This window comes from Shewanella sp. Shew256 (assembly GCF_002196695.1).
Lineage (GTDB): Bacteria > Pseudomonadota > Gammaproteobacteria > Enterobacterales > Shewanellaceae > Shewanella > Shewanella mangrovisoli.
In genome coordinates this window covers 166,493-189,962 of record NZ_NAJR01000005.1, presented here as the reverse complement: position 1 = coordinate 189,962, position 23,470 = coordinate 166,493, and the positions used below count along the sequence as shown (strand labels likewise).

The 23,470-nt window shown below is 45.9% G+C and carries 17 protein-coding genes and 1 pseudogene; 9 read left to right on the top strand and 9 right to left on the bottom strand.

The window, feature by feature from the left end; genetic code table 11:
• Window positions 1–91 precede the first annotated feature (91 nt).
• The 4 genes from ppsR (at window position 92) to B5P39_RS11365 (ending at window position 3,616) form a co-directional block, all read left to right on the top strand.
• Window positions 92–904 (top strand): posphoenolpyruvate synthetase regulatory kinase/phosphorylase PpsR, encoded by an 813-nt coding sequence (gene ppsR, locus B5P39_RS11380; protein WP_011622371.1) that lies wholly within the window; start codon window positions 92–94, stop codon window positions 902–904.
• 181 nt (window positions 905–1,085) lie between these two features.
• Window positions 1,086–2,150, top strand: coding sequence for a 3-deoxy-7-phosphoheptulonate synthase (locus tag B5P39_RS11375; protein ID WP_088211590.1), 1,065 nt, complete (start codon window positions 1,086–1,088; stop codon window positions 2,148–2,150).
• 150 nt (window positions 2,151–2,300) lie between these two features.
• Window positions 2,301–2,732 (top strand): acyl-CoA thioesterase, encoded by a 432-nt coding sequence (locus B5P39_RS11370; protein ID WP_011622369.1) that lies wholly within the window; start codon window positions 2,301–2,303, stop codon window positions 2,730–2,732.
• Between the two features lie 221 nt (window positions 2,733–2,953).
• Window positions 2,954–3,616 (top strand): response regulator transcription factor, encoded by a 663-nt coding sequence (locus tag B5P39_RS11365; RefSeq protein WP_011716753.1) that lies wholly within the window; start codon window positions 2,954–2,956, stop codon window positions 3,614–3,616.
• 79 nt (window positions 3,617–3,695) lie between these two features.
• Here the strand turns inward: B5P39_RS11365 and cysB are convergent, their stop codons facing one another.
• Window positions 3,696–4,670 carry an HTH-type transcriptional regulator CysB gene (cysB, locus tag B5P39_RS11360; RefSeq protein WP_011622367.1) on the bottom strand — a complete coding sequence of 325 codons (975 nt, stop codon included), beginning with the start codon at window positions 4,668–4,670 and terminating at the stop codon, window positions 3,696–3,698.
• A 227-nt stretch (window positions 4,671–4,897) separates the two neighbouring features.
• Here cysB and zomB point away from each other — a divergent pair, with 227 nt between their 5' ends.
• Complete coding sequence (zomB, locus tag B5P39_RS11355; RefSeq protein WP_088211589.1) at window positions 4,898–5,677, top strand: flagellar motor control protein ZomB; 780 nt, start codon at window positions 4,898–4,900, stop codon at window positions 5,675–5,677.
• 221 nt (window positions 5,678–5,898) lie between these two features.
• Here the strand turns inward: zomB and topA are convergent, their stop codons facing one another.
• Entirely contained in the window at window positions 5,899–8,535 is a 2,637-nt protein-coding gene (topA, locus tag B5P39_RS11350) for a type I DNA topoisomerase (protein ID WP_088211588.1), read from the bottom strand.
• A 330-nt stretch (window positions 8,536–8,865) separates the two neighbouring features.
• Between topA and astB the strand changes: the two genes are divergently transcribed.
• Window positions 8,866–10,200 (top strand): N-succinylarginine dihydrolase, encoded by a 1,335-nt coding sequence (astB, locus tag B5P39_RS11345; protein ID WP_088211587.1) that lies wholly within the window; start codon window positions 8,866–8,868, stop codon window positions 10,198–10,200.
• 82 nt (window positions 10,201–10,282) lie between these two features.
• On the opposite strand, the gene B5P39_RS11340 is transcribed toward astB, so the two are convergent.
• A complete protein-coding gene (locus tag B5P39_RS11340) occupies window positions 10,283–12,739 on the bottom strand; it encodes a hypothetical protein (RefSeq protein WP_088211586.1) in 2,457 nt (818 codons plus the stop codon).
• Window positions 12,740–12,959: 220 nt separating this feature from the next.
• Between B5P39_RS11340 and B5P39_RS11335 the strand changes: the two genes are divergently transcribed.
• On the top strand, window positions 12,960–14,273 hold the full coding sequence (locus B5P39_RS11335) for a dicarboxylate/amino acid:cation symporter (RefSeq protein WP_011716748.1): 1,314 nt from the start codon (window positions 12,960–12,962) through the stop codon (window positions 14,271–14,273).
• A 156-nt stretch (window positions 14,274–14,429) separates the two neighbouring features.
• Window positions 14,430–14,777 (top strand): hypothetical protein, encoded by a 348-nt coding sequence (locus B5P39_RS11330; RefSeq protein ID WP_088211585.1) that lies wholly within the window; start codon window positions 14,430–14,432, stop codon window positions 14,775–14,777.
• A 76-nt stretch (window positions 14,778–14,853) separates the two neighbouring features.
• Here the strand turns inward: B5P39_RS11330 and tnpA are convergent.
• From tnpA to B5P39_RS11310, 4 genes and pseudogenes are all read right to left on the bottom strand, one after another.
• A pseudogene (gene tnpA / locus B5P39_RS11325) lies at window positions 14,854–15,264 on the bottom strand (IS200/IS605 family transposase).
• 229 nt (window positions 15,265–15,493) lie between these two features.
• Window positions 15,494–17,215 (bottom strand): bifunctional UDP-sugar hydrolase/5'-nucleotidase UshA, encoded by a 1,722-nt coding sequence (gene ushA / locus B5P39_RS11320; RefSeq protein ID WP_088211584.1) that lies wholly within the window; start codon window positions 17,213–17,215, stop codon window positions 15,494–15,496.
• A 364-nt stretch (window positions 17,216–17,579) separates the two neighbouring features.
• Window positions 17,580–18,245, bottom strand: a complete 666-nt coding sequence (locus B5P39_RS11315) for an alpha/beta hydrolase (protein ID WP_088211583.1) — start codon at window positions 18,243–18,245, stop codon at window positions 17,580–17,582.
• A 52-nt stretch (window positions 18,246–18,297) separates the two neighbouring features.
• Entirely contained in the window at window positions 18,298–18,525 is a 228-nt protein-coding gene (locus tag B5P39_RS11310; protein ID WP_088211703.1) for a DUF3389 family protein, read from the bottom strand.
• A gap of 386 nt (window positions 18,526–18,911) precedes the next feature.
• Between B5P39_RS11310 and B5P39_RS11305 the strand changes: the two genes are divergently transcribed.
• On the top strand, window positions 18,912–20,840 hold the full coding sequence (locus B5P39_RS11305) for a M1 family metallopeptidase (protein ID WP_088211582.1): 1,929 nt from the start codon (window positions 18,912–18,914) through the stop codon (window positions 20,838–20,840).
• Window positions 20,841–21,101: 261 nt separating this feature from the next.
• On the opposite strand, the gene B5P39_RS11300 is transcribed toward B5P39_RS11305, so the two are convergent.
• Both B5P39_RS11300 and B5P39_RS11295 read right to left on the bottom strand, forming a co-directional pair.
• The gene (locus B5P39_RS11300; RefSeq protein WP_011623029.1) at window positions 21,102–21,590 is read right to left on the bottom strand and encodes an FKBP-type peptidyl-prolyl cis-trans isomerase; all 489 of its coding nucleotides are present in this window, start codon (window positions 21,588–21,590) and stop codon (window positions 21,102–21,104) included.
• A 209-nt stretch (window positions 21,591–21,799) separates the two neighbouring features.
• On the bottom strand, window positions 21,800–23,092 hold the full coding sequence (locus tag B5P39_RS11295; protein WP_254915770.1) for a lytic murein transglycosylase: 1,293 nt from the start codon (window positions 23,090–23,092) through the stop codon (window positions 21,800–21,802).
• Window positions 23,093–23,470: the final 378 nt, after the last annotated feature.

Genomic DNA, 23,470 nt, shown 5'->3' with positions numbered 1-23,470 from the left:
CTTCACACGAGGGCAGCGGCATTTTACACTCCCGCCGAAGCAGCGTAAATCTATAATTTTATTTGTAATTTTATTACTACAAGAGGTCAGTATGGCACCAAAGGTATTTTACATCTCCGACGGGACAGCGATCACAGCTGAGGTTTTTGGGCATGCAGTACTCTCGCAATTTCCATTAGAATTTGAGTCACTTACAATTCCATTTGTTGAAACATTGGCAAAAGCCGAGAACGTTAAACGACAAATTAATGATTGTTTTATTACAACAGGTGAAAGGCCGTTAGTGTTCCATTCGATCGTAAAACCTGAAATTCGGGACATTATTTATTCGAGTGAAGGACTCGATTACGATTTTTTAAATACCTTCGTTGCACCACTTGAACAACATTTAGGCGTTAGCGCCTCTCCGGTGTTACATCGCACCCACGGGAAAGCCAATCACGGCTACGAAGCCCGTATCGATGCCATCAATTTTGCGATGGACAATGACGATGGCCAAACCATGAAACATATGGATCAGGCCGATTTAATCCTGCTTGGCGTGTCTCGCTGCGGTAAAACCCCATCTAGCCTCTATTTATCGATGCAATTTGGTATTAAAGCGGCCAACTATCCGTTCACCGAAGATGATATGGATAACCTGAAACTGCCCGAAGCGTTAAAACGCAACAAGAAGAAGTTATTCGGCTTAACCATCGATCCGGTGCGCTTACATGAGATTCGCCAAAGCCGCATGGAAAACAGCCGCTACTCGTCCTTAAAGCAGTGTCGTTTAGAGGTAAAAGAAGTCGAGATGATGTTTAAACGTGAACGTATTCCTTATATCGACACCACCAACCACTCGGTCGAAGAAATCGCTACTAAGATTTTAGATGTCACCGGGTTAGAACGTCATATGTTCTAATCTTGATGATTTCGAACGAGGCAATCGAGTGCCTCGATTTAGGCTAAATAGGTCTAACTTAAATCAAATTCATTGCACAGTTGCCGACAATTAACACAATTGGCACTGTGCAATGCTGTTCGATTCGTTATAATCCGAGGCAATCTGGCGAAAAGCGCCGCACGCAAGCTCGGTATTTTGAATGACCATTAAAACAGACGAATTACGCACTTCCTTATTAGCTAAAGTCATCTCACCTGCACAACTGGCATCTGAGTACCCGTTAACCCAAGATGCAGCCGATTATCTCGTTCAGCAACGTCGTGAAGTCGAAGCCATTATTATGGGCGAAGATCAACGCCTATTAGTGATTATTGGCCCCTGCTCTATCCATGATACTCAAGCCGCCCTCGACTACGCTCGCCGTTTAGCCGTATTGCACCAAGAGTTGAAGGACGATCTCTGCATTTTAATGCGTGTGTATTTTGAAAAACCACGCACTATCGTCGGTTGGAAAGGGTTAATCTCCGATCCTGATTTAGACGGCAGCTTCGAACCAAATAAAGGGTTACGTATTGCACGCGAGTTATTGCAGCAAATCACTGAGCTCAAATTACCGATTGCCACCGAATTTTTAGACATGGTGAATGGTCAATATATTGCCGACTTAATCACTTGGGGCGCTATCGGTGCCCGCACCACCGAAAGCCAAGTCCACCGCGAAATGGCCTCGGCGCTCTCCTGCCCCGTGGGCTTTAAAAACGGTACCGATGGCAATATTAATATCGCCGTCGATGCGGTGCGCGCAGCAAAAGTGCCACATATCTTCTATTCACCGGATAAAGACGGTGCCATGTCTGTCTATCGCACCCATGGTAATCCTTACGGCCACATCATTTTACGTGGCGGTAAAAAGCCGAATTACTTTGAGCAAGATATTGAAGAAGCAAAATTAAAACTTGAGTCAGTCAATGTAACGCCGCGTATGGTGGTCGATTTTAGCCATGGCAATAGCGAAAAGAATCACCTGAAGCAGTTAGTCGTTGCCGACAATATCATGGCGCAAATGCGCGCGGGCAGTACGGCAATTGCGGGGGTGATGGCCGAAAGTTTCTTACAGGAAGGCAATCAAAAAGTGGTTGAGGGTCAGCCATTATGCTACGGCCAAAGCATCACAGATGCGTGCCTGCATTGGGATGACTCGGAGAAATTACTGCGCGATCTGGCTAAAGCTTCTCGCGATAGACGTGAGCTTCTCGGCAAATAAGTCGATGACCCACGGCAAAAGGCTTCCACTGGAAGCCTTTTTACTTTTCGTGCAGTCTTAAAACCTAACGATATAGGCGTTTTCTACCATTCAAATTGAAAACTCACTATAATTGCGCCTCTTTAAAAATGCATAACCTCAGGTTGCCGTATGCCAAACTCGCTCGACTCTAGCCGCCCTGCCTTTTCTGACGCCATCGAACAGCGGATCAATCAATCCGAAGCGCGGGTGATCAAGGCGGTATTCCCGTCTATCACCAATCACCACAACACCTTATTCGGTGGCGAAGCGTTAGCTTGGATGGATGAAACCGCCTTTATTGCCGCGACTCGCTTTTGCCGTAAAACCTTAGTGACCGTCAGCTCCGATAGAATCGACTTTAAAAAACCTATTCCAGCCGGCACCTTAGCCGAACTCATCGCCCGCGTGATCCATGTGGGTAATACCTCGTTAAAGGTGGAAGTGAATATTTTCGTCGAAGACATGTATCAAGATCATCGCGAGCATGCGATCCGCGGCGTATTCACCTTTGTTGCGGTTGACGAACAACGCCACCCAACCCAGGTGTGGACCGCTGAATAAGATTTAGCCAGCCAAGATAACGCACTCTCGCCCTTAAACCCCTTGGTTTTAGGGCTTGTTTTTATGTGAATATCCCGCACACTTTTGATAGACAAAAGTATAACAACCAGAAACATATAAAAATTTTGTCAATCTTACTGCATAAAGCAATAGGATCCTCGATTACTTTTCTGTTACATTGGGTTTAATCTTCACGTGCCACGAACATAACCAACAAAGCCATGAAGCTAGAAAACTTAAATATAATTATTGCCGATGACCATCCATTGTTTCGAAATGCACTACGTCAAGCCCTCAGTAGCGCTTTTGAGCACACCCAATGGTATGAGGCCGACAGTGCCGATGCGTTGCAGTCAGTGTTAGATTCACAAACTGTGAATTACGATTTGGTTTTGCTGGATCTGCAAATGCCTGGCTCCCATGGCTATTCGACGCTTATCCACCTGCGCTCCCACTACCCTGAACTGCCAGTGGTGGTGATTTCGGCCCATGAGGATATCAATACTATTAGCCGTGCTATCCATTATGGCGGCAGTGGTTTTATTCCTAAATCGGCCTCGATGGAAACCTTAAAAGAAGCGCTCACCGCCGTATTATTTGGGGATATCTGGTTACCTGCGGGCGCTGAAATCATCCCGATTGAAGATGATGATACGGATAAAATGGCGAATAAACTTTCCGATCTGACGCCGCAGCAATATAAAGTACTGCAGATGTTCGCCGAGGGCTTGCTCAATAAGCAAATCGCCTATGACTTAGGTGTGTCTGAAGCCACCATCAAAGCCCACGCCACCGCGATTTTTAGAAAGCTGGGTGTCCGTAATCGTACACAAGCCGTCATTGCCTTAGGCCAGCTTGAAATGGATAAAGTGGATTTAACCTAATTCGAGTATGACCGCTGTCAATTTCGCATAAAAAATGCCGCATTTATTGCGGCATTTTTTATTATCTCTCACTATTGAATCAACGCATTGGCAGATTTTTATCGGCAAACATTTCATCAATGAGTTGCTGATCGCGTAATGCCACCGCCTTTTCAACCACATCACGGGTTAAATGCGGCGCAAAGTGTTGAATAAAATCATACATATAACTTCGTAAGAAGCTGCCCTTTCTAAAACCGATCTTAGTCGTACTGTGGGCAAATAAATGGCCCGCATCAATGGCAACTAAGTCTTTATCGATATTAGGATCTATCGCCATAGACGCAATCACCCCAACCCCTAAGCCTAAACGTACATAGGTTTTGAGCACATCGGCGCTGGTTGCACTAAAGACCACCCGCGGCTCGAGGTTGGCGCGGTTAAAGGCTTTTTCAATCTCCGATGCGCGGTCAAAACCAAACACATAAGTGACTAATGGGAAACGGGCTAAATCTTCGATGCTGATATGGGTACGGGTTGCCAATGGGTGATCTTTGGGGACCACAACCGAGCGATTCCAGTGGTAACAAGGCAACATGATTAAGTCGGAATACAAGTGCATCGCTTCGGTGGCAATCGCAAAGTCAGCATCACCACGTGCCGCTTGTTCGCTGATCTGCGATGGCGTGCCTTGGTGCATATGCAGGTTGACTTTAGGATAGCGGTCGATGAATTGGCGAATAATATGGGGTAAGGCGTAACGCGCCTGCGTATCCGTGGTGGCTATATTCAACTCGCCTTGATCGGGCTTAGTATATTCTTCGGAAACTTTTTTAATGCTTTCGACTTTGCCTAAGATATCGTTGGCGATATTAATCACCTGCTGTCCGGCGGGTGTCACATGGGTCAAATGCTTACCACTGCGTCCAAAAATCTGGATACCCAACTCATCTTCCAACATGCGAACTTGCTTACTGATCCCAGGTTGTGAGGTATATAAATTTTCCGCTGTGGCCGATACGTTAAGGTTGTGTTTGACGACCTCAGCAATATACCTGAGCTGTTGCAGTTTCATCTTATGTCCTTGTCTCAAACAGGCTGAATTGGATTGGCGAAAATGGCGCAACTCAGTATCAGCTATAATCAATCGTTATAGTATATAGTAAAAATTAAAGCAAATAGGAATATAGAGCACAAGTCTTAAGTTTCATACGACAGAAATGATAACCTAGGCTAAGATATCTATGCTAGTTTATTGATTTATTGTAGCATTACCCTAATTAGATAAATAATGGAACAGCTATGACATTCACCTTGGTTCTGATCCTCATCGGTGCACTTTTACTGCTTGTTATCGGAATTAACGTTATACAACAACAAAAAGAACGTGCTGAGGCTGAACGTCGCATAGAATTTGCCCGTCAACGCGCAATTATTGATGAAACTGAAACCGTATTATCCAACACTGGGATGATACCTTGTAGCACACACATCATCTTAGTGCTCTACCGCCGCGTGCAAGAAGCGTTAGAAATCGCCACCACATTAAGTACGAGTCAACAGCAATCGGATTTTCAACGTCGTCTTACCGATCTCAAGTCACAAATCGAGACATTGCAATCTAACACGCCACAGATGCCCCCCATCGAAAATTTTAGATTGCCGGATAATGACAAGCAGATCTTAGTATTAGTACAGACACTCAAAAAACTGAAAGCCATTTTACGTGCCGAGCATAATAAGGGTCGTGTCGATCCCAATGTGTTTGCCCAGGAAGAGAATCGTATCGATAGTTTACAACTGCGAATTAACGTCGATTCCATGCTGTCTCGTGCCCGTGCCGCGAGCTTTATGAAGCAATATGGCTCATCTAAGCAAATGGTTACCAAAGCTTTAGCAACCCTACACGCCATTAAAGCACAAACGCCGAATGACCCTTTTATTGCCCGCAAGGTCGATGAAGCCAAAATGCTGTTAGATGAGATTATGGGCGCACAAAAGCTTTCTGCGCCGAGTGCGCCTAGACCCAAAAATGAAGAAGATGATATCGATATGCTGTTTCAACCCAAGAAGAAATGGTGATATCGCTTTTCTAAATGAGGAACGTTTCCATAAAAAAGCCAAGTCTGTGACTTGGCTTTTTTATGCGTGATATTTTGATGCTCAATATCTCGGTTATCGATAAAGCACTGTCATTGTTGTCATCGGCTATTTAACTCTAGATAACAAAATGGGCTCACCTAAGTGAGCCCATTTGCTTATACCGCGAAGAAAAGGAACTTAAATCCTATTGAGAATAGGCGTTACTTCTTGGCTTTCTTCGCCGTCGATTCAGTCACCCATTTACCATTCACATAATGCGCCGACCATCCCGTTGCTTTACCATCAACTTCGGTCGCCACATATTGCTCTTTGGTCTTACGGCTAAACTTAACCGCCGCTTTATTCCCCTCATCATCGGCGATAGGAGCATCGGCAAGATACTGATATTTTGGCCACAATAGCTCGCGATATTTCACTAACTCTTCAACCAGTGGCGCCCGGGTTTCCCGAGATTTAGGGAAAGTACTGGCTGCCAAGAAAATCCCTGCCGCACCGTCACGCAGCACAAAATGCGCATCAGACTTGCTGCATTTCAGCTCAGGCAGATAAATAGGATCTTCTTTTGGTGGCGCAGCTTCGCCGTTTTTCAGTAACTTACGAGTATTCTTACATTCCTCGTTAGTACAGCCGAAATACTTACCAAAACGGCCGTTTTTCAACTCCATATCATGGCCACAGCGGTCACATTCGATTAATGGACCTTCGTAACCTTTGATCTTAAATTGGCCTTCTTCGACCTCGTAACCCTCACAGATGGGGTTATTACCGCAAACATGCAGCTTACGCTTTTCATCGATTAGGTAGCTGTCCATCGCCGTACCGCAAATGCCACAACGATGCTTGGCGCGTAGCGCATCGGTTTCGGCATCTTCACTGTCGCTAATCGCTTCTATGCCAGGCGTTAGGTTCATAGTGGTTTTGCAGCGTTCTTTCGGTGGCAACTCGTAACCCGAACAACCCAGGAACACCCCAGTTGTGCCGGTACGGATTCCCATTGGGCGACCGCAAGTCGGACACTTAATATTGGTCATCACCATTTGATTGAGGCGCATACCGCCTTCTTCTGGTGCCAATTCCGCCTTCTCTAGTTGTTTAGTGAAGTCGGCATAGAAACCATCGAGAACCTTTTTCCAATCCAGCTCACCACTGGCAACATCGTCGAGGGTCTGTTCCATGCTGGCGGTAAAGTCGTAGCTCATCAGCTCGGCAAAACTACCGACTAAACGCTCACTGACAATCTCGCCCATTTTTTCAGCGTAGAAACGGCGGTTTTCAACTTTGACATAACCCCGTTCTTGAATCGTTGAAATAATGGTGGCGTAGGTTGAAGGGCGACCGATACCACGCTTCTCTAATTCTTTTACCAATGACGCTTCGCTATATCTGGCGGGCGGTTTAGTAAAGTGTTGTTTAGGCTCTAATTCGACCAGAGACAACAGATCACCTTCGTTGACCGAAGGCAAGGTATTGTCTTCTTCATTTTTCTTTTTCAATGCGGTTTGAACACGGGTCCAACCGTCAAAGCGCAGGATACGTCCCGTCGCTTTCAGTTCGTAGTCACCCGCCTTCACCGTGAGTTTAGTCGCATCGTATTGAGCAGGTGTCATCTGACAGGAGACAAACTGACGCCAGATCAACTCATAAAGACGTTGTGCATCACGTTCCATATCGGTTAAAGCTGCCGCTTCGACATTCACGTTTGATGGACGAATAGCTTCGTGCGCCTCTTGCGCTCCTTCCTTAGAGCCGTAGCGAATGGGGTCGGCAGGTAAATACTTGGCGCCGTATTCCTTGCCGATCATCTCACGCACGCTGTCTAACGCTTCTTGGCTTAAGTTTGTCGAATCGGTACGCATATAAGTGATGTGACCCGCTTCGTACAAGCGCTGGGCCATCATCATGGTTTTCTTCACCCCAAAGCCTAAGCGAGTACTGGCCGCTTGTTGCAGGGTAGAAGTAATAAAAGGAGCCGAAGGTTTACTCTGGGTCGCTTTATCTTCACGAGCAATAACTTTAAAGCTGGCTGAAGATAAGGCTTGAACGGCGGCTAACGCTTGTTGCTCGTTTGTGGGCTCAAAGGCTGAGTCTAAGTACTTAACCACTTCCATGCGCAGCGCTTCTCTCGCAGGCGTATTCAGCTGTGCATGCACATCCCAAAACTCTTCGGGTACGAAGGCTTTGATTTCGCTTTCACGCTCCACCACAAGACGCACTGCCACGGATTGTACCCGTCCTGCAGATAATCCACGGGCAACCTTTTTCCACAACAGTGGTGACACCATAAAGCCGACGACACGGTCTAAAAAGCGTCGTGCCTGTTGGGCATTGACCATATTGGTATCAAGAGCAGAAGGTTTACTAAAGGCTTCTTGAATCGCAGTTTTGGTGATCTCGTTAAAAACAACACGTTGATACCGCGAAGGATCGCCACCAATCACCTCTTGTAAGTGCCAGGCGATGGCTTCCCCTTCACGGTCTAAGTCCGTTGCGAGATAGATTTGGTCAGCAGAATCGGCTAAGGCTTGCAGCTCTTTAACGACTTTCTCTTTACCCGGTAGGATTTGATATTTAGCCGCCCAGCCCTTTTCAGGGTTAACGCCCATACGCGACACCAGCGCCTGGTGGTCTTTCACCTTTTTATATCGCGCCTTTTCTTCTGGCGACATCTTCTTCACTTCGGCGGCGGATTTCACCTTTTCATTGCCGTCAGATGAAGAAGAGGTTGGTAGGTCACGGATATGCCCCACACTCGATTTAACGATGAATTCTTTGCCAAGATATTTATTAATAGTCTTAGCTTTGGCCGGTGATTCGACAATAACTAGCGATTTACCCATAGTTTGATTTGCGCCAAAAAATCTCAGAAGGTGGAAATTGGCTCCATATATAGAGGGTTGCATTGAGAGTTTCAAGCTAATCCCTCTTTTATATGTACCAGCGAGTCACTTTTTAATCAAAGTTGAAAAAATGTAAAAAAATAATATTGCGTAATTAAAAACTAATATTTCATTATTTGCCAGCAAGCAAGAAATAGTTATGCATTTATCGTGAAAAAGTCGCTTTGAGCACAAAACCGTGCGCTTGTGCCCACAAAAACCTTCAGTATACTGGGTCGCTTCAGGGACCATTTGAATAAATAATAACCTTCCCTATCACAAGGATAAGCAATGAAGCACTTTGAAGCGAATTTCGACGGACTCGTTGGGCCAACCCACAATTATGCCGGTTTGTCTTTTGGCAATGTGGCCTCACTCAACAACGCCGCTTTAGTCTCAAATCCTAAAGCCGCCGCTAAACAAGGTTTGCAAAAAGCCAAAGCACTCGCTGATTTAGGGATGATCCAAGGCATGTTAGCGCCACAAGAGCGCCCAGATCTTAATACACTGCGCCGAATTGGTTTTTCTGGCAGTGATGCCCAAGTTTTACAACAAGCCGCTAAAACCGCGCCTGCGCTGCTTAATGCCTGTTGCAGTGCTTCAAGTATGTGGACGGCGAATGCCGCAACCGTGTCGCCCAGTGCCGACACCCGTGACGGTAAACTGCATTTTACCCCTGCCAACTTAGTCGATAAGTTGCATCGCAGTATCGAGCCCATCACAACGGGGCGCATCTTAACAGCAACTTTCAACGATCCCCACTATTTTCATCACCATAATCATTTACCTGAGCATAATAGCTTCGGTGATGAGGGGGCGGCGAATCATACTCGCCTGTGCCAAGAATATGGTCATGCTGGGGTCGAGCTGTTTGTTTACGGCCAAGAAGCCACCAATCCTAATGCACCTAGACCACAAAAATATCCCGCCAGACAAACCCTCGAAGCATCGATGGCGATAGCAAGATTGCACCAACTCGAGGAGGATAACTGCGTCTTTATTCAACAAAATCCCGATGTCATTGATCAAGGGGTATTCCACAACGATGTGATCGCCGTGGGTAACCAAAATGTGCTGTTTTACCATGAGCAAGCATTCTTAAATACACAGGCTAAATTGGATGAAATAAGACGAAAACTCGACACCGAATTATTCTTTATCGAGGTACCAACCGCCAAAGTGGCAATTAACGATGCGGTAAAGAGTTATCTATTCAATACCCAGATAATCACCCTTCCCTCGGGCGAAATGGCCATCATTGCCCCAACTGACTGCCAAGAAAATCCTGCTGTTTATGCATATTTAAATGAGCTACTCACGTTAAATACGCCAATCAAGCAAGTGCTGTATTTCGATGTGAAACAAAGTATGCAAAACGGTGGCGGCCCCGCCTGCTTGCGTTTACGGGTTGCCATGAATGAACAAGAAGTCGCAGCTGTGAATCAACACACTTTACTTAACGATGCTTTATTCACGCGTTTAAATACCTGGGTGGATAAACACTATCGCGACCGCTTATCGACTCAAGATTTAGCCGATCCACAATTAGTGGTTGAATCACGCACCGCATTAGATGAGCTCACCCAAATTATGAAATTGGGAAGTGTGTATCCATTCCAACGCTAATGTGATTGGAGCGTAAAATCTGAAGGTAAAAAATAAGGTGCCATTGGCACCTTATTTTTTACATGCAAATACCATCAAGCTTTTAATGAATAACAACAGGAATAGTCGCTATAGGAGTAATAAGTCCCTTAGGTGTCACAGCTTCAATTCTCAACGTTCCTGCATCGGGCTGCTCAGCTCCTTTTATTGTGACTGAGTATGATGCCGATGCATTATCATTGGAGGAAACCACTGTTATGCTACCTTTGCTAGCTAAACTTCCTGCTGTTGCTGTAAACGTAATGATAGTTCCAGCAGGTAGTGGCTGATTATGCAGATCACCAATAATGAGTGAAACCCCACCGATACTCTTTCCAATGATATCAATTGTATTATTATCATTTAGACCATCGCACACATCGGCCTTGGATTTATCATCGATGCAGCTATCAACAATAACAGGGCTGGATGACATCGCTTCACTACCAGACATAACCAAAATAAGCGAAGCTCTTACGTTTACTGACTTACTCGATGCTGAACAACCGGAATGAGGTGTTCCATTTACATCTAACTGACACAAGCTCCCATTATATAATCCATCCGCTTGGTCATATACACCATTGCTATTGAAATCAGTAAAGACCTCTGCATCTCCCCCAGCTTCACCACCGGCAACACTTGGGTTAAAAATGTGGTCTTCATTATGGTCAACAAAAGCTTCGCTTAAATCATACGGATTACCTGATACATCCTTTTTATTTAAAAAGCTATCAACTTCAGATGCATCAAAACGACCATTACTATTGGTATCAGGGAATGACTCTTCACCTATAGCTGTCGCTAAAATTGTCACACGACCACCATAAGGTTGGCCTAACCCTGCATCTAAAGAAGGTTCCTTACCTTGCATAGCCAAGGTGTCACCTGTAGGACGAGGATTCTGGCTTGTCCATTTAACTGAACAAGCACCATTTACCGTCAAACATGACGATTCTATTACGCCACCTTCGGTAGTAAAAGTAACAGCTGTACCATCGGGGACAGGGTTGTTAAAAGCATCCGCTAAGCGAGCAGTGACATCAACTTCAACACCGTCATAATCCCAACCTTCTGGACTGAGATTCGATGCAGACAAAGAGAAGCTATCTTGATCAGGTAACCCAGTAGAAATAACTAATTGGTTTGATTGGCTAGATATTGCAGGAGAACTGCCGTCAACTGTTGCAGTGACCCTAACGCTTGTAGACACAGAACCCGAATTAACGACTGTTTGAACGATACCTTGACTGTTGGTTGTCGCAAACTCTGGATCAAGGATGATATTACCAACTTTAGTGTTTAATGAAAAATTAACCCGTTGGTTACTAACTGCAATGCCATTTTTATCCATTACCTTGAACTTTACAGTAGAAGCTTCTGCACCACCAGTTCCTTTGAGTTTAATGACCTCAGGCAATGCTTCTAAGAAAAAAATACTCCCTACGCTGGCCGGTAAAACATTCACAATTGCCTTGGCCGTTAGAGATTTTCCACCGACATTGGCACTAATATTTATAGTGTCATCCCCCACACAACCTTTTGCTAGGTAAGTACTCGTTGCAACGCCATTAACGGCAACAACAGGTGTACTTAATTCTGCTTCAGCATTTGCCTTTAAAGCACAAACAGAGGTGAATTGAACTTCTACAGGATCAGTAAATGGATTACCAGAATCATCCTGAATAGATACAGAAACACTTGAAGTTCCACCAGCTGAAACAATTGAAGGTTCAACAGAAGCTACACCGTTCTGGAACGGAGAACCACTTCCCATAAATACATTCGTCGCACCAATACTAAATACTAAAGGTTCAGATTTTTCTCCCGAAAGCAATGTTGCTGTTGCACTACCTGCACCAGGCTGAGAGCTGGCCAAAATTTGAACATATGCAACGCCTTGTTCAGTAATGGCTGTATCTATAGGTAATTCACCGCGAGTACTGGAAAATTGAACTATGGTTTGCTTGGAAATACCCGTCACATTAGCAATAAGATAACCAGGTGAAAGTGACGTTATTGTTGATATGGGAGTTTTTGACTCAAGGTCACTCACCATTATCAAGGATACCTGCGCACCGCCTGTTGATGCTCCACCATCACCTTTAGTATTAAAGGAAACATCTGATGTAACAGCACTCCCCCCTGTTGGAGTATAAGTTGCTGTAATTTTGCCAGAACCAAGTATATTACCAGGCAAGACATCAATGGAAACCTTACCCTCAGTATTAGTTACCCCACTATCAGGGGTTAACACTCCTTGACCCTCTAGACTAAAAACAACTCTTGCGCCACTTAAAGCTGATGAATTTTTCGTCAAGGTTGCAGTCAGCTTTCCTGGAGCAGCATTCGAAACTTCCGTTATTGATTGCCCACTTGAATTAGTCAGCCCCAATTTAATGACATATTTATCTGATGGTGTGGTGCCAGTGCCATCGTCGGAGATACCGCCTCCGCCGCCACATGCGACCAAGAAAAGTGAACATAATCCTGCGAGAAAAACCTTATACGCTGACTTCATTGTCAGGCTCCCTGTTACTCTGATGATAATACTAAGATTGACGCTTTTAACTTATAGGCTAACATTACACAATTTTCACCTAACTTTTCCAATACTCTCTTATTTTATTTCTCATATTTTGCAGCCAGTTTAACATCGGAACTCATTTAAACTTCTGCATTTTCTTGCTAGGCTTGTCGTCGCCAATATTAGAATGTATAAAAAACACACAGGAACCCCCATGGCAACCTTATTACAAAAGAAATTCGGCCTTACAAGCAAAATTCTGTTCGGTATGGCAACAGGTATTGCTTTAGGTCTCATACTCCGCAATGTCTTTCCAGAAAGCGATATCGTAAAAGACTATATTACTGAAGGTTTCTTACATGTTATCGGCACTATCTTTATCTCAAGTTTGAAAATGCTAGTGGTTCCACTGGTATTTATTTCATTAGTTTGTGGCACTTGCTCACTGAGTGAACCTTCAAAATTAGGTCGTTTAGGCGGCAAAACATTAGCCTTTTATTTATTCACAACAGCGATTGCTTTAATTCTCGCCATTGTCAGCGCGGTATTAGTTCATCCAGGTAATGCTTCGCTCGCTTCCGAAAAAATGGAGTACACAGCCAAAGAAGCACCTAGTCTTTCGAGCGTCCTAATCAATATAGTGCCAACGAATCCGATGCAAGCCATGAGCGAAGGCAATATGCTGCAGATTATTATCTTTGCGGTGATTTTTGGCTTTGCGATTGCGCATATTGGCGAACGTGGGAAACGTGTTGCCGCGTTATTTGAAGATTTAAATGAAGTGATCATGCGGGTCGTTACGCTGATCATGCAGCTTGCGCCTTACGGGGTGTTTGCACTGATGGCAAAACTGGCTTTAACGCTAGGTTTGGGAACATTCGAAAGTGTGGTCAAGTATTTCTTTGTCGTGTTGGTGGTGTTACTCATCCACGCCTTTATCGTCTACCCGACCCTGCTTAAGTTATTCTCAGGCTTAAATCCGCTGATCTTTATTCGTAAGATGCGTGATGTGCAGTTGTTTGCCTTTTCAACCGCAAGCTCAAACGCCACCTTACCGATTACGATTGAGGCGTCTGAGCACAGACTCGGTGTTGATAATAAAATTGCCTCTTTCACCCTGCCATTAGGTGCCACCATTAACATGGATGGCACGGCGATTATGCAAGGTGTCGCTACTGTATTTATCGCCCAAGTCTTTGGTATTGAGTTAACCATTACCGATTATGCTGCCGTTGTTGTCACCGCGACCTTAGCGTCAATCGGTACTGCTGGGGTTCCGGGCGTAGGCTTGATCATGTTAGCTATGGTGCTTAACCAAGTTGGTCTGCCCGTTGAAGGTATTGCCCTCATTATCGGGGTTGACCGACTGCTGGATATGGTGCGCACCGCGGTTAACGTAACAGGCGATTGCGTCGCGACTGTGGTGATTGCCAAATCTGAAGGCGAATTTAACGAAACCGTATTCAACAATACTCAAGCCGGTAAAGTCGCCAGTAACTTCGATGAACAAGTGCATAAAGTAGAGTAATCCTCACTTTCGAATGCATCTATATCTACTAAAAAGCCCAACTCAGTTGGGCTTTTTTATTTGTCTTATCCTAATTTTGTGAACAAGCAAATAGAATAGTCCTTTAAAGCCCATTACATTAGACCTCGTCAATATAGAAAGATAGAGAGGAAAACTATGTGGTGGAGAGTGATCTGGATTATTGTCGCCTTTTGGCTGTTAAGCGCGCATTTTCTACGCTATGACCAGCTTGTATTAACTGGCCTATTTGCATTCGCGCCTATGGGTTTACTTATCAAACACCCTGTCGTCATTCGACTACTGCAAGCGATATTATTCATCAGTGTGGTAGTCGTTTGGGGCACAACCGCGATCGATGCGGTACAAATGCGTATCGCCCACGATGCGCCTTGGATAAGGCTGACAATCATCATGGGCGGCGTGATGCTCTTTAGTCTTGGCGCGGTATGGAGTGCGAACGGAATTTGGCGCAACAGAGCACGTTATAGCAAGACGGCATTCTAGCGTTCAGAAACATCACTAAATTGCTTTAAAGACAGTATAAATCCACCTGCATAGCAGGTGCCTTTGATACAGCCCCCTAGAATGGGGCTAACAAACTAATATTCCAATCTAACTGAATTTGCCTCTTGGCTTTCTCTTTAGCGACTTTATCCTGATACCTTACATATCTTCTGATGATATCCTCATTGGCTCCTACTGAGTCAACAAAATAGCCCCTCTGCCAATAGTGATTCCCCCAAAGCCTTTGCTTTCTTAAATAAGGAAATTTTGCAAACAGCCTGATCACTGTTCGACCTTTAACAAAAACCATCAATTCCGATACGCTTAGACTTGGTGGAGTCCTTACAACCAAGTCCACATGGTCCATTTGCACATTTAGTTCTACCACCGTAAATCTCTTCATATTGCAATATACATAAATACTTCAGTAAAGCTCCTTACCCAAGTTTTCTTTCAGAATCTTGTATCTGTACTTAGGTGCCCACACTAAGTGATACTAACAACGGTAAAATTCGTGTGATGAAGACTCGTATCTGCTCATGCTATTTACTCCTTCATTTGCTGGTAACAAACAAAGGCAGCATTTAGCATGGGTATTCTACGGGCAAATCCCCACATGAACGATCACCACCTCCAGAGGAGGTGATTTTAGAATACCAATAAAAATGCCACTCAAATGAGTGGCATTTTTTTTTGCGATAATTTATCGCATGCGATTACAGCTGACAGCCTTCAACACTGTTTGAGTTTTCGTAAACAATGTCACCCACTGGGTTGTAGTCAGCAGCTACGATTGCTTGTTTCTCTTTCAGGAATGAATAGAGTAAGTCCGCATCTACATAACCTGTTTGGATTGGGCTAGCCAGTTTTGGATAACCGTCACCACCTGCAGCGTTAAAGCTAGGTACAGTGAACTTATAGCTTGCAGTCGCACTGAACTCTTTGCCATTGATTTCGCTGATATTAGCCGTCTTAGCCGCACAGTCGATGGTCATTTTCACGCCAGTGATCTGCGCATAACCACCCGAACCGATTTGGATACTGCCCACTGCGCCTAAGTAAGCTGCAACTTCAGTACCTGTCATTTCGTTCAGAGTCACCATGTTGCCAAAAGGTTGAACCGTCAGCACGTCACGGTAAGTAATGTCGCCCGCTTGGATAGAAGCGCGCACACCACCTGAGTTCATTACACCAAAGTCAGCAGACACTTTACCACTTTGCGCCATGGCTAACATACGGCCTAAGTTGGTTTGCTTGTTACGTACGTTTGCACGTTCACCATCGAGCAGCGCATCGGTAGTCGCAATCACTTCATCTAACTTAGCTTGGCCTTTCTCTTGGTAGTAAGACAGCAGCTCTTTTAACTCAGCATCTGGCTCAATCTTAGTGCCAGCAAGCTCTGTGGTTTTCTTACCTGCTTCGTCCAGTTTACGCATGTTAACTGGGATCAGCTTGTAGCTGGCTAAATGCAGTTCGCCGTTGAAGTATTGGAAATCCGCACGGCCAACATACTTACCCCATTCGTGGGCTTGCATGATCCAAGTGCCGTTTTGTTGATCTGGCGCACAGTCATCACCAGGTTTGAAGTCGGCATAAGACTTGTTGTCAGTACCCGGTTCCATACACACTGGATTTTGTGAGTGACCACCAATCACAACTTGTAAATCGCCTTTATTCAACGCACGTGCCATAGCTACGTCGCCAGGGGCGTTGCTACCGTTTTGGCCATCGGCATAGTGACCCATGTGAGTCGTTGCGAAGATCACATCAGCCGCTTTGGCGTCTTTAATTTCTTTGATAACTTTCGCCACTTCCACTTTAGGATCGGTGAAAATCAAATCGCTGATAAATTCTGGGTTACCGATTTTTGCAGTGTCTTCGGTGGTTAAACCAATCACAGCCACTTTAAGACCGTTAATATCGAACACTTTGTAAGGCTCGAAATAACGTTCACCTTGACCACCCTCAGCGTTTTTACGGTAAATGTTCGCCGCCAACATTGGGAATTCGGCTAAACGACGCTGCATATCTAATACAGATAATGGATTGTCAAATTCATGGTTACCAACCGCCATTGCGTCGTAACCAATTTTGTTCATACCGGTAAAGTCAGGAATCGCATCCTGTAAATCAGATTCTGGTACGCCAGTGTTAATATCACCGCCAGACAATAATAATGTTTGGCCGCCATTCTTGCTGACTTCAGCACGAATTTGATCAATTAACGCTTTACGCGCTGCCATACCATATTCGCCATCACTGTTTTCCCAGAAACGGCCATGGTTATCATTGGTGTGTAATACGGTAAATGTTTTACAAGCGCTGCCCGCTTCGGCACAGGTTGTTGGTACTTTAGTATTATCATCATCACTATTACAACCTGCTAGCGCAGCAAGCACTGCAGTCGCAATTAATCCTTTAATAAGCTTATTTGTCATTACATCAACCCCTTGATTTTAATTATTTTATCATAGATAGATTGTGCGAGTACCATCGACTCTCGCGCCACGCATAATAACAAAGAATAAAGACGAATTGTGTCATTTTTATTAATAAACGTGACTTTAATGTGGGATCTTTAATGAGTTTTAAGACAGATTTGTTTCAAATAAAAAATAAGCTAAACGACTTATTTTATATTTCACAATTTAATGGGGAAGGCATTTAAAAAGAAAAAATTTAACGCTTTAATTTAAGCAACTTAGATAGCGCTGGCAATATAATGGATTGTTCTCTATATAAAACACCATGCAGCCAAAACTTAATTTACCGCATGATGTTTTTATCAGCATTTAGATTTTTCTACATTTCAAAACACTGTTGTAACCAAGTGCTGATTGCTTTTAATTGCACTGGGATGACCGAATGTGGCATAGGATAGGTTTGCCATTGCACCGAATAGCCACCCGCCTCTAGCGCATTCTTCGCAAATAAACCTGCGGATAATGGCACCACATCATCCTGTTCACCGTGCTGATGTAAAATAGGCGTTTTCGCATTGGCGACACTTAATTGGCTGGGTAATACATCACCCGTCGGTAAATAACAGGAAAGTGCCATAATGCCAGCGAGTTTTTGAGGATAACGTAATCCCGTAAATAGGCTCATCACCCCGCCTTGGCTAAAACCAGCTAAGACGATGCGTTCACTCGGAATACCAGCCGCGATTTGTTCATCAATCAAGGCCCGTACACTCAGTTCCGAGGCCATCACGCCCTGCATATCGGCTCTATCGTGCAAATCCATGCTCTTGATGTCATACCAAGCGCGCATAATGTAGCCACCATTGATGGTCACCGCTTGCTCTGGCGCATGGGGGAAGATAAAACGAATGCTATGTCCCGCAGGCAATCCTAACGCCGGAACCACAGGTGCAAACCCAGCGCCCGAGTCTCCTAAACCGTGTAACCAAATCACCGCCGCCGTCGCCTCAACTTGAGGCTCAATCACAATACGTTCAAGTGTCATACAGACAAATCCCTTATAAATCAAAAGTTATTATTCGCGCCCCGCGAGCACTTTACAGATAATCAATACCGAGGAGAACTTGCAATGCGTCGAGCTGATTTGTGTTATCTAATTTAATGCTCCAACGCACGCCGCCGCCATTGGCGATAATCATCGGCGGCTCCTGCCTAAGGCTGATGTCTTCGGCCGCAGCTTGAAGCACCACATTGGCCATGTTCAGCCGGATCTGCACTTCAAATTCAGTGGCAATCAACTTACCCTGAGAAAATTCCACTAGCATAGCAATTCCGCTCTCGTGATAGTCACTGTTAAAACGCGCCATGATAGCAAAGTTATTTCGCCAAGGATGAACTTTTAAACTCGCATTAGGGTTGATGACTGACACGCCATAGATTGAGCAAGCTTAGGTTTATCCATCACCATCAAATCCACAGCTGCAGTATTAGAGTGCGCTTACGTCAAGCCCTTATCCGCTCGGCATAGACGCTTAACCCAGCTTTTTAACAAGGCAATCCCACAGTCTAGATAAAGTTTAATTACATTTTAGTGTCAGCTAAATTGCCCCAAAGCAGAGCAGTTCGAGTAAAATCCCGCATCAGCGATGCCAGCCCACTCGCGGCTAGTGCGATTTACACCATAACAAGAATCACAACACTGGGTGGTTATATGTTTTTATCCCGTCGAACCCTTATTAGCAGCGCACTCTTGATGCTGCTGCCATTAGTACATTATGCCAATGCGGCCAATACCTTACCGAATACGAACCTAGCCAGCGTCACCGCCAGCCAAATGCACTCTGTCACCGATGAGCTGACCTTTGCCAATTACCAGCAAGTGAGCATTCATCACATCGCATTGGCATTAAACGTAGATTTTGCGCAGCAGCAACTCTCGGGGGACGCGATTCTCGAACTGGATTGGCATCAGGCCGGAAAAGTACTAGTGCTCGATACCCGTGACCTTACGATTAACAGTGTCAGCATGTTAAATGCAAACGGCCAATGGCAATCCGTGCCCTTTAGTTTAGGCACAGCCGATAAGGTCAAAGGCGCAGCGCTCACCATCAATCTGCCTCAAGAGCGAGTCGCTAAGGTCAAAGTTAATTACCATACCTCCAAGAATCCATCCGGTATTCAATGGCTGACTCCAGAGCAAACCCAAGGTAAGCAATGGCCATTTATGTTTAGCCAGAGCCAAGCCATTCATGCCAGAAGCTGGATCCCGCTGCAAGATACGCCCGCAGTGCGCCAAACCTATAGCGCCACTGTCACCGCTAAGCAAGGCATTAGTGTCGTGATGAGCGCCGACCGAAAGAACGTGTCTTCGACGCAAACCCAATTCACTATGCCGCAGGCGATTCCGGCCTATTTGATTGCCATTGCCGCGGGACATCTGCAATTTGCCGCCTTAGACGACACCTCAGGCATTTGGGCCGAGCCCGAAATGCTTGCCAAGGCCAGCAAAGAATTTGCCGATACGCCGGAGATGATCGCCATCGCCGCCAAACGTTACGGCGATTACCGTTGGGGCCGATACGATTTGCTGATCCTTCCGCCGAGTTTCCCCTTCGGCGGGATGGAAAATCCGCGATTATCCTTTATTACCCCCACAGTCATCGCGGGAGATAAAAGCCTAGTGAGTTTAATCGCCCACGAGCTGGCCCATTCTTGGTCGGGGAATTTAGTCACTAACGCCACCTGGCGCGATCTCTGGCTTAACGAAGGTTTTACCACCTATGTGGAAAACCGAATTATGGAAGATCTCTATGGCCGCGACCGCGCCCTGATGGAGCAAACCATTGGTTACTCTGAACTATTGGCCGAATTAGCTGAGTTGCCCGCTGGCGATTCAGTGCTGCATATTGACTTAGGCGATCGCGATCCCGACGATGCCTTTAGCGGCGTCCCCTATGTGAAAGGGCAATTATTTTTGCGCTTCCTCGAGCAAAAATTTGGCCGCGAACGGTTCGACACCTTTGTGAAAAGCTACTTCGATCACTTTGCGTTTCAAAGCATTACCACGGAGCAGTTCCGCAATTACCTCACGCAGCAGTTATTGCAAAAATATCCCAATATCGTCAGCGAGTCCGAAGTGGATACTTGGGTAGAGGGACAAGGTTTACCCAGCTTTTTAGTGCCACCCAACTCACACGCCTTCGATGATATCGATGCCCAGCGCCAAGCGTGGTTAGAAGGCAAGCGTGAGGCCCGCGCGCTAAACACTCAGGGCTGGACTGTGCATCAATGGCTACGCTTTATTAATGAAATGCCAAGGCTAAATCTCACAGAGCAGCAATTAGCCGAGTTAGATAAGGCCTTTCATTTTACAGGCACCCACAATAATGAAATCGCTTTTGCCTGGTATGCCCTCGCCCTCGATAACGGTTATTACAGTGTCCTACCTGCATTGAAACAACATTTAACCGAGATTGGCCGGCGCAGGCTGATTGTGCCTCTGTATCAAAAACTGGCGAGCAGCGAGCACTATGACTGGGCAAAAACCGTTTACTTAGCGGCCCGCAGTGGTTACCACCCACAGACCCAAGCGAGTCTTGATATGATGTTTAGTGATAAACCGATGAAGCATACCCATTAAACTGTGCACTTGTTGGGCTTGAACGCAGGAAAGCCTGTGCTCAAGCATCGCCACGAAAAGTGGCCATAAGTTTAGCGGTGAATCCTTTGCACAAAAACCACGATGTTGATTGCGAGACTTTCATTGCTAGAGTTTGTTTGAAACCAAAGCATTTACGCACAAAAAAGCCCAAACCTAGGTTTGGGCTTTTGTTTACTTATCTGGTCGTTATTCCTGGGCACACCTGCTGTTGCAGAGTATTAATGGGAGCAACCACACAGATTAGTGGTGGTGACCGCCGACACCGTGGGCATGACCGTGGGCGATTTCTTCATCGGTCGCATCACGGGCGCCAACCACTTCGATATCGAAGGTTAAGTCACGGCCCGCTAATGGATGGTTAACATCCACAGTCGCCATAAACTTACCCACTTTGACGATAGTCACTTGGCGTTGACCCTGATCAGTATGAACCACAGCCGTCATGCCTGGCTTCCACACGCTAGCGCCTAACAGGTGCTTCACAGACACACGTTGCTGCGCCGCTTCACCTTCGATACGCTGACCATAGGTTTCAGTGCATGGCAGAGTAACAGTGAACTTTTCACCAATCGCTTTACCATTAATCGCATTCTCAACACCTGGCATCATGTTGTCATGGCCGTGTAAGTAAGCAATCGGCTCGCGACCTTCGTTTGTCTCGATCACTTCGCCTTTTTCGTCGCGCAGAGTGTAGTTAAACTGCACAACCATATCGTCTTTAATGCTCATCGAATATCCTTTGATTTGCTTCGATTTCAAATGTCGGCCGAGCTTAACAAAACTGGCCTTTGCACTCCACTGTTTTATCCCTGCGATACCTCACCAAAGCTTAAACGGCTGCGGATCAGCAAGCCCCATGCCTAAAGTGGCATAGGGTTGCGTTAACCATAAGCCACTTGCGGCAATATTCGCAGGCAGTACGACACAACCTAAAGACTTTAGAGTGAAATCCCCAGAGCACTGAAGACTTCAGGGCTTGGGAAACCGTCGGCAACCATATTCTTACTGCGCTGGAATGCTTGGATCCCCGCCGAAGAGTTACGCCCAAGTACGCCGTCGGGCTTTCCGACATCGAAGCCTGATTCATTCAGCTTGGTTTGCAACTGTTTGATTTGCTCGCGACTCAAACGTGGTTGCTCGGGCGGCGCCACTTTTAATGGTTCGCCACCATTAATTCTATCGGCCAAATGACCAACGGTAATGGCGTAAAATTCGGAGCGGTTCCAACGCATGATCACATTGAAGTTCTCATAGCCTAAAAACGCGGGGCCAGTATGACCCGAGGGCAAATACAGCGCCGCCTTCATATCGATAGCGGGTAAAGGCAGTCCATTACTTTGCACGACAGATTGCGCCGCCCATTGGGATAGCGGCTGCGCCTGTTTGGCGCCAAGGTTTTCATAGTTGAAATTGCGCGGCAATACCACTTCACGCCCCCAACGCTCATTGCGTTGCCAGCCTAAGTGCTGCAAAAAGTTCGCCGCCGAGGTGAGTGCATCTTCGGTGCTATTCCACAAATCGGCCTTACCGTCACCATCACCATCGATGGCATATTTAGCATAGGCCGAGGGCATAAACTGGGTGTGCCCCATGGCGCCGGCCCAAGAGCCCACCATAGTGCTCTTATCAAAGCCGTATTTTTCTTTTAACTTAAGCGCTTGCATCAGCTCAGTCGTAAAATAGCCACTGCGACGCGGCTCACAGGCCAAGGTCGCAAGGGAATCTAACACAGACATTTTGCCTTTGTAGGAACCGTAGTTAGTCTCTAGTCCCCAGAAAGACAGAATATATTGTGGCGGTACACCGTATTCCTGCGCCAATTTATCGAGCAGCGCGCGGTGTTTTTGCAGTAAACGGCGGCCTTCATTCACCCGCCAATCGGTCGCCCGCTTAGTAAAATAGTTGTTGAAGGTTTGACTAAACTCGGGCTGAGCTTGGTCAAGCTCAATCACTTTAGGCACAAACTGTAAACTGGCGACGGTGTCTTGGATAGTGGCTTCGGATAAGCCTTCGGTACGTGCGCGCTCCTGTAGGTTAGCCACACAGGTCGGAAACGCTGCAGCATGGGCGGCGATGGTGTCACTGAGCGGCATTTCTTGCACGGCGGCCTGCGTCTCAGCGATCGCGGTTTGAGTCGTACCGCCGGAGGTTGGCGCGCTCGAACACGCACTTAAGCTCACACACGCGGCGATGCTGGCGGCAAGATAGGGCATTCCTTTCAATTTGATCAAATCAATTACTCCTACAGTCAGCGCTAAGAATGTATCTTAGCTGAGCGAGGCAAGAGGTGGATCACCCCAAGCCAAGAGAAATACGATATTAAGCCATAAACAGGTTGCCGCTGTGTTGATAGGCCAACAAACAGGGCAACGGCCAAACATCCACGAAACTATTTTCTCCCCCAGAAAATCGAGCCAGATACTCACCAACAATCAGTAATCATTATCGGTGCCTCTGCTCGGCACATCCTGACCCATAGCGCCCGCTAACACAATGCTTATCACCAGAAATCGCCAGATAAATTCACTTATTGCTCAGTTAACCAACAGCGAAAAAATCTTAGCAAAGAATCCCTTGGACTATCTATCCGTTGCCGTATAATGGACAAG

Bases quoted from the DNA above. Each gene is read 5' to 3' on its own strand.
- B5P39_RS11300 (WP_011623029.1), bottom strand. From the start codon at position 21,590: ATGAGCATTAAAGACGATATGGTTGTGCAGTTTAACTACACTCTGCGC.
- B5P39_RS11340 (WP_088211586.1), bottom strand. From the start codon at position 12,739: ATGAAGTCAGCGTATAAGGTTTTTCTCGCAGGATTATGTTCACTTTTC.
- B5P39_RS11365 (WP_011716753.1), top strand. From the start codon at position 2,954: ATGAAGCTAGAAAACTTAAATATAATTATTGCCGATGACCATCCATTG.
- B5P39_RS11375 (WP_088211590.1), top strand. From the start codon at position 1,086: ATGACCATTAAAACAGACGAATTACGCACTTCCTTATTAGCTAAAGTC.
- B5P39_RS11315 (WP_088211583.1), bottom strand. From the start codon at position 18,245: ATGACACTTGAACGTATTGTGATTGAGCCTCAAGTTGAGGCGACGGCG.
- topA (WP_088211588.1), bottom strand. From the start codon at position 8,535: ATGGGTAAATCGCTAGTTATTGTCGAATCACCGGCCAAAGCTAAGACT.
- astB (WP_088211587.1), top strand. From the start codon at position 8,866: ATGAAGCACTTTGAAGCGAATTTCGACGGACTCGTTGGGCCAACCCAC.
- ushA (WP_088211584.1), bottom strand. From the start codon at position 17,215: ATGACAAATAAGCTTATTAAAGGATTAATTGCGACTGCAGTGCTTGCT.
- zomB (WP_088211589.1), top strand. From the start codon at position 4,898: ATGACATTCACCTTGGTTCTGATCCTCATCGGTGCACTTTTACTGCTT.
- ppsR (WP_011622371.1), top strand. From the start codon at position 92: ATGGCACCAAAGGTATTTTACATCTCCGACGGGACAGCGATCACAGCT.
- B5P39_RS11305 (WP_088211582.1), top strand. From the start codon at position 18,912: ATGTTTTTATCCCGTCGAACCCTTATTAGCAGCGCACTCTTGATGCTG.
- cysB (WP_011622367.1), bottom strand. From the start codon at position 4,670: ATGAAACTGCAACAGCTCAGGTATATTGCTGAGGTCGTCAAACACAAC.
- B5P39_RS11335 (WP_011716748.1), top strand. From the start codon at position 12,960: ATGGCAACCTTATTACAAAAGAAATTCGGCCTTACAAGCAAAATTCTG.
- B5P39_RS11370 (WP_011622369.1), top strand. From the start codon at position 2,301: ATGCCAAACTCGCTCGACTCTAGCCGCCCTGCCTTTTCTGACGCCATC.
- B5P39_RS11310 (WP_088211703.1), bottom strand. From the start codon at position 18,525: ATGCTAGTGGAATTTTCTCAGGGTAAGTTGATTGCCACTGAATTTGAA.
- B5P39_RS11330 (WP_088211585.1), top strand. From the start codon at position 14,430: ATGTGGTGGAGAGTGATCTGGATTATTGTCGCCTTTTGGCTGTTAAGC.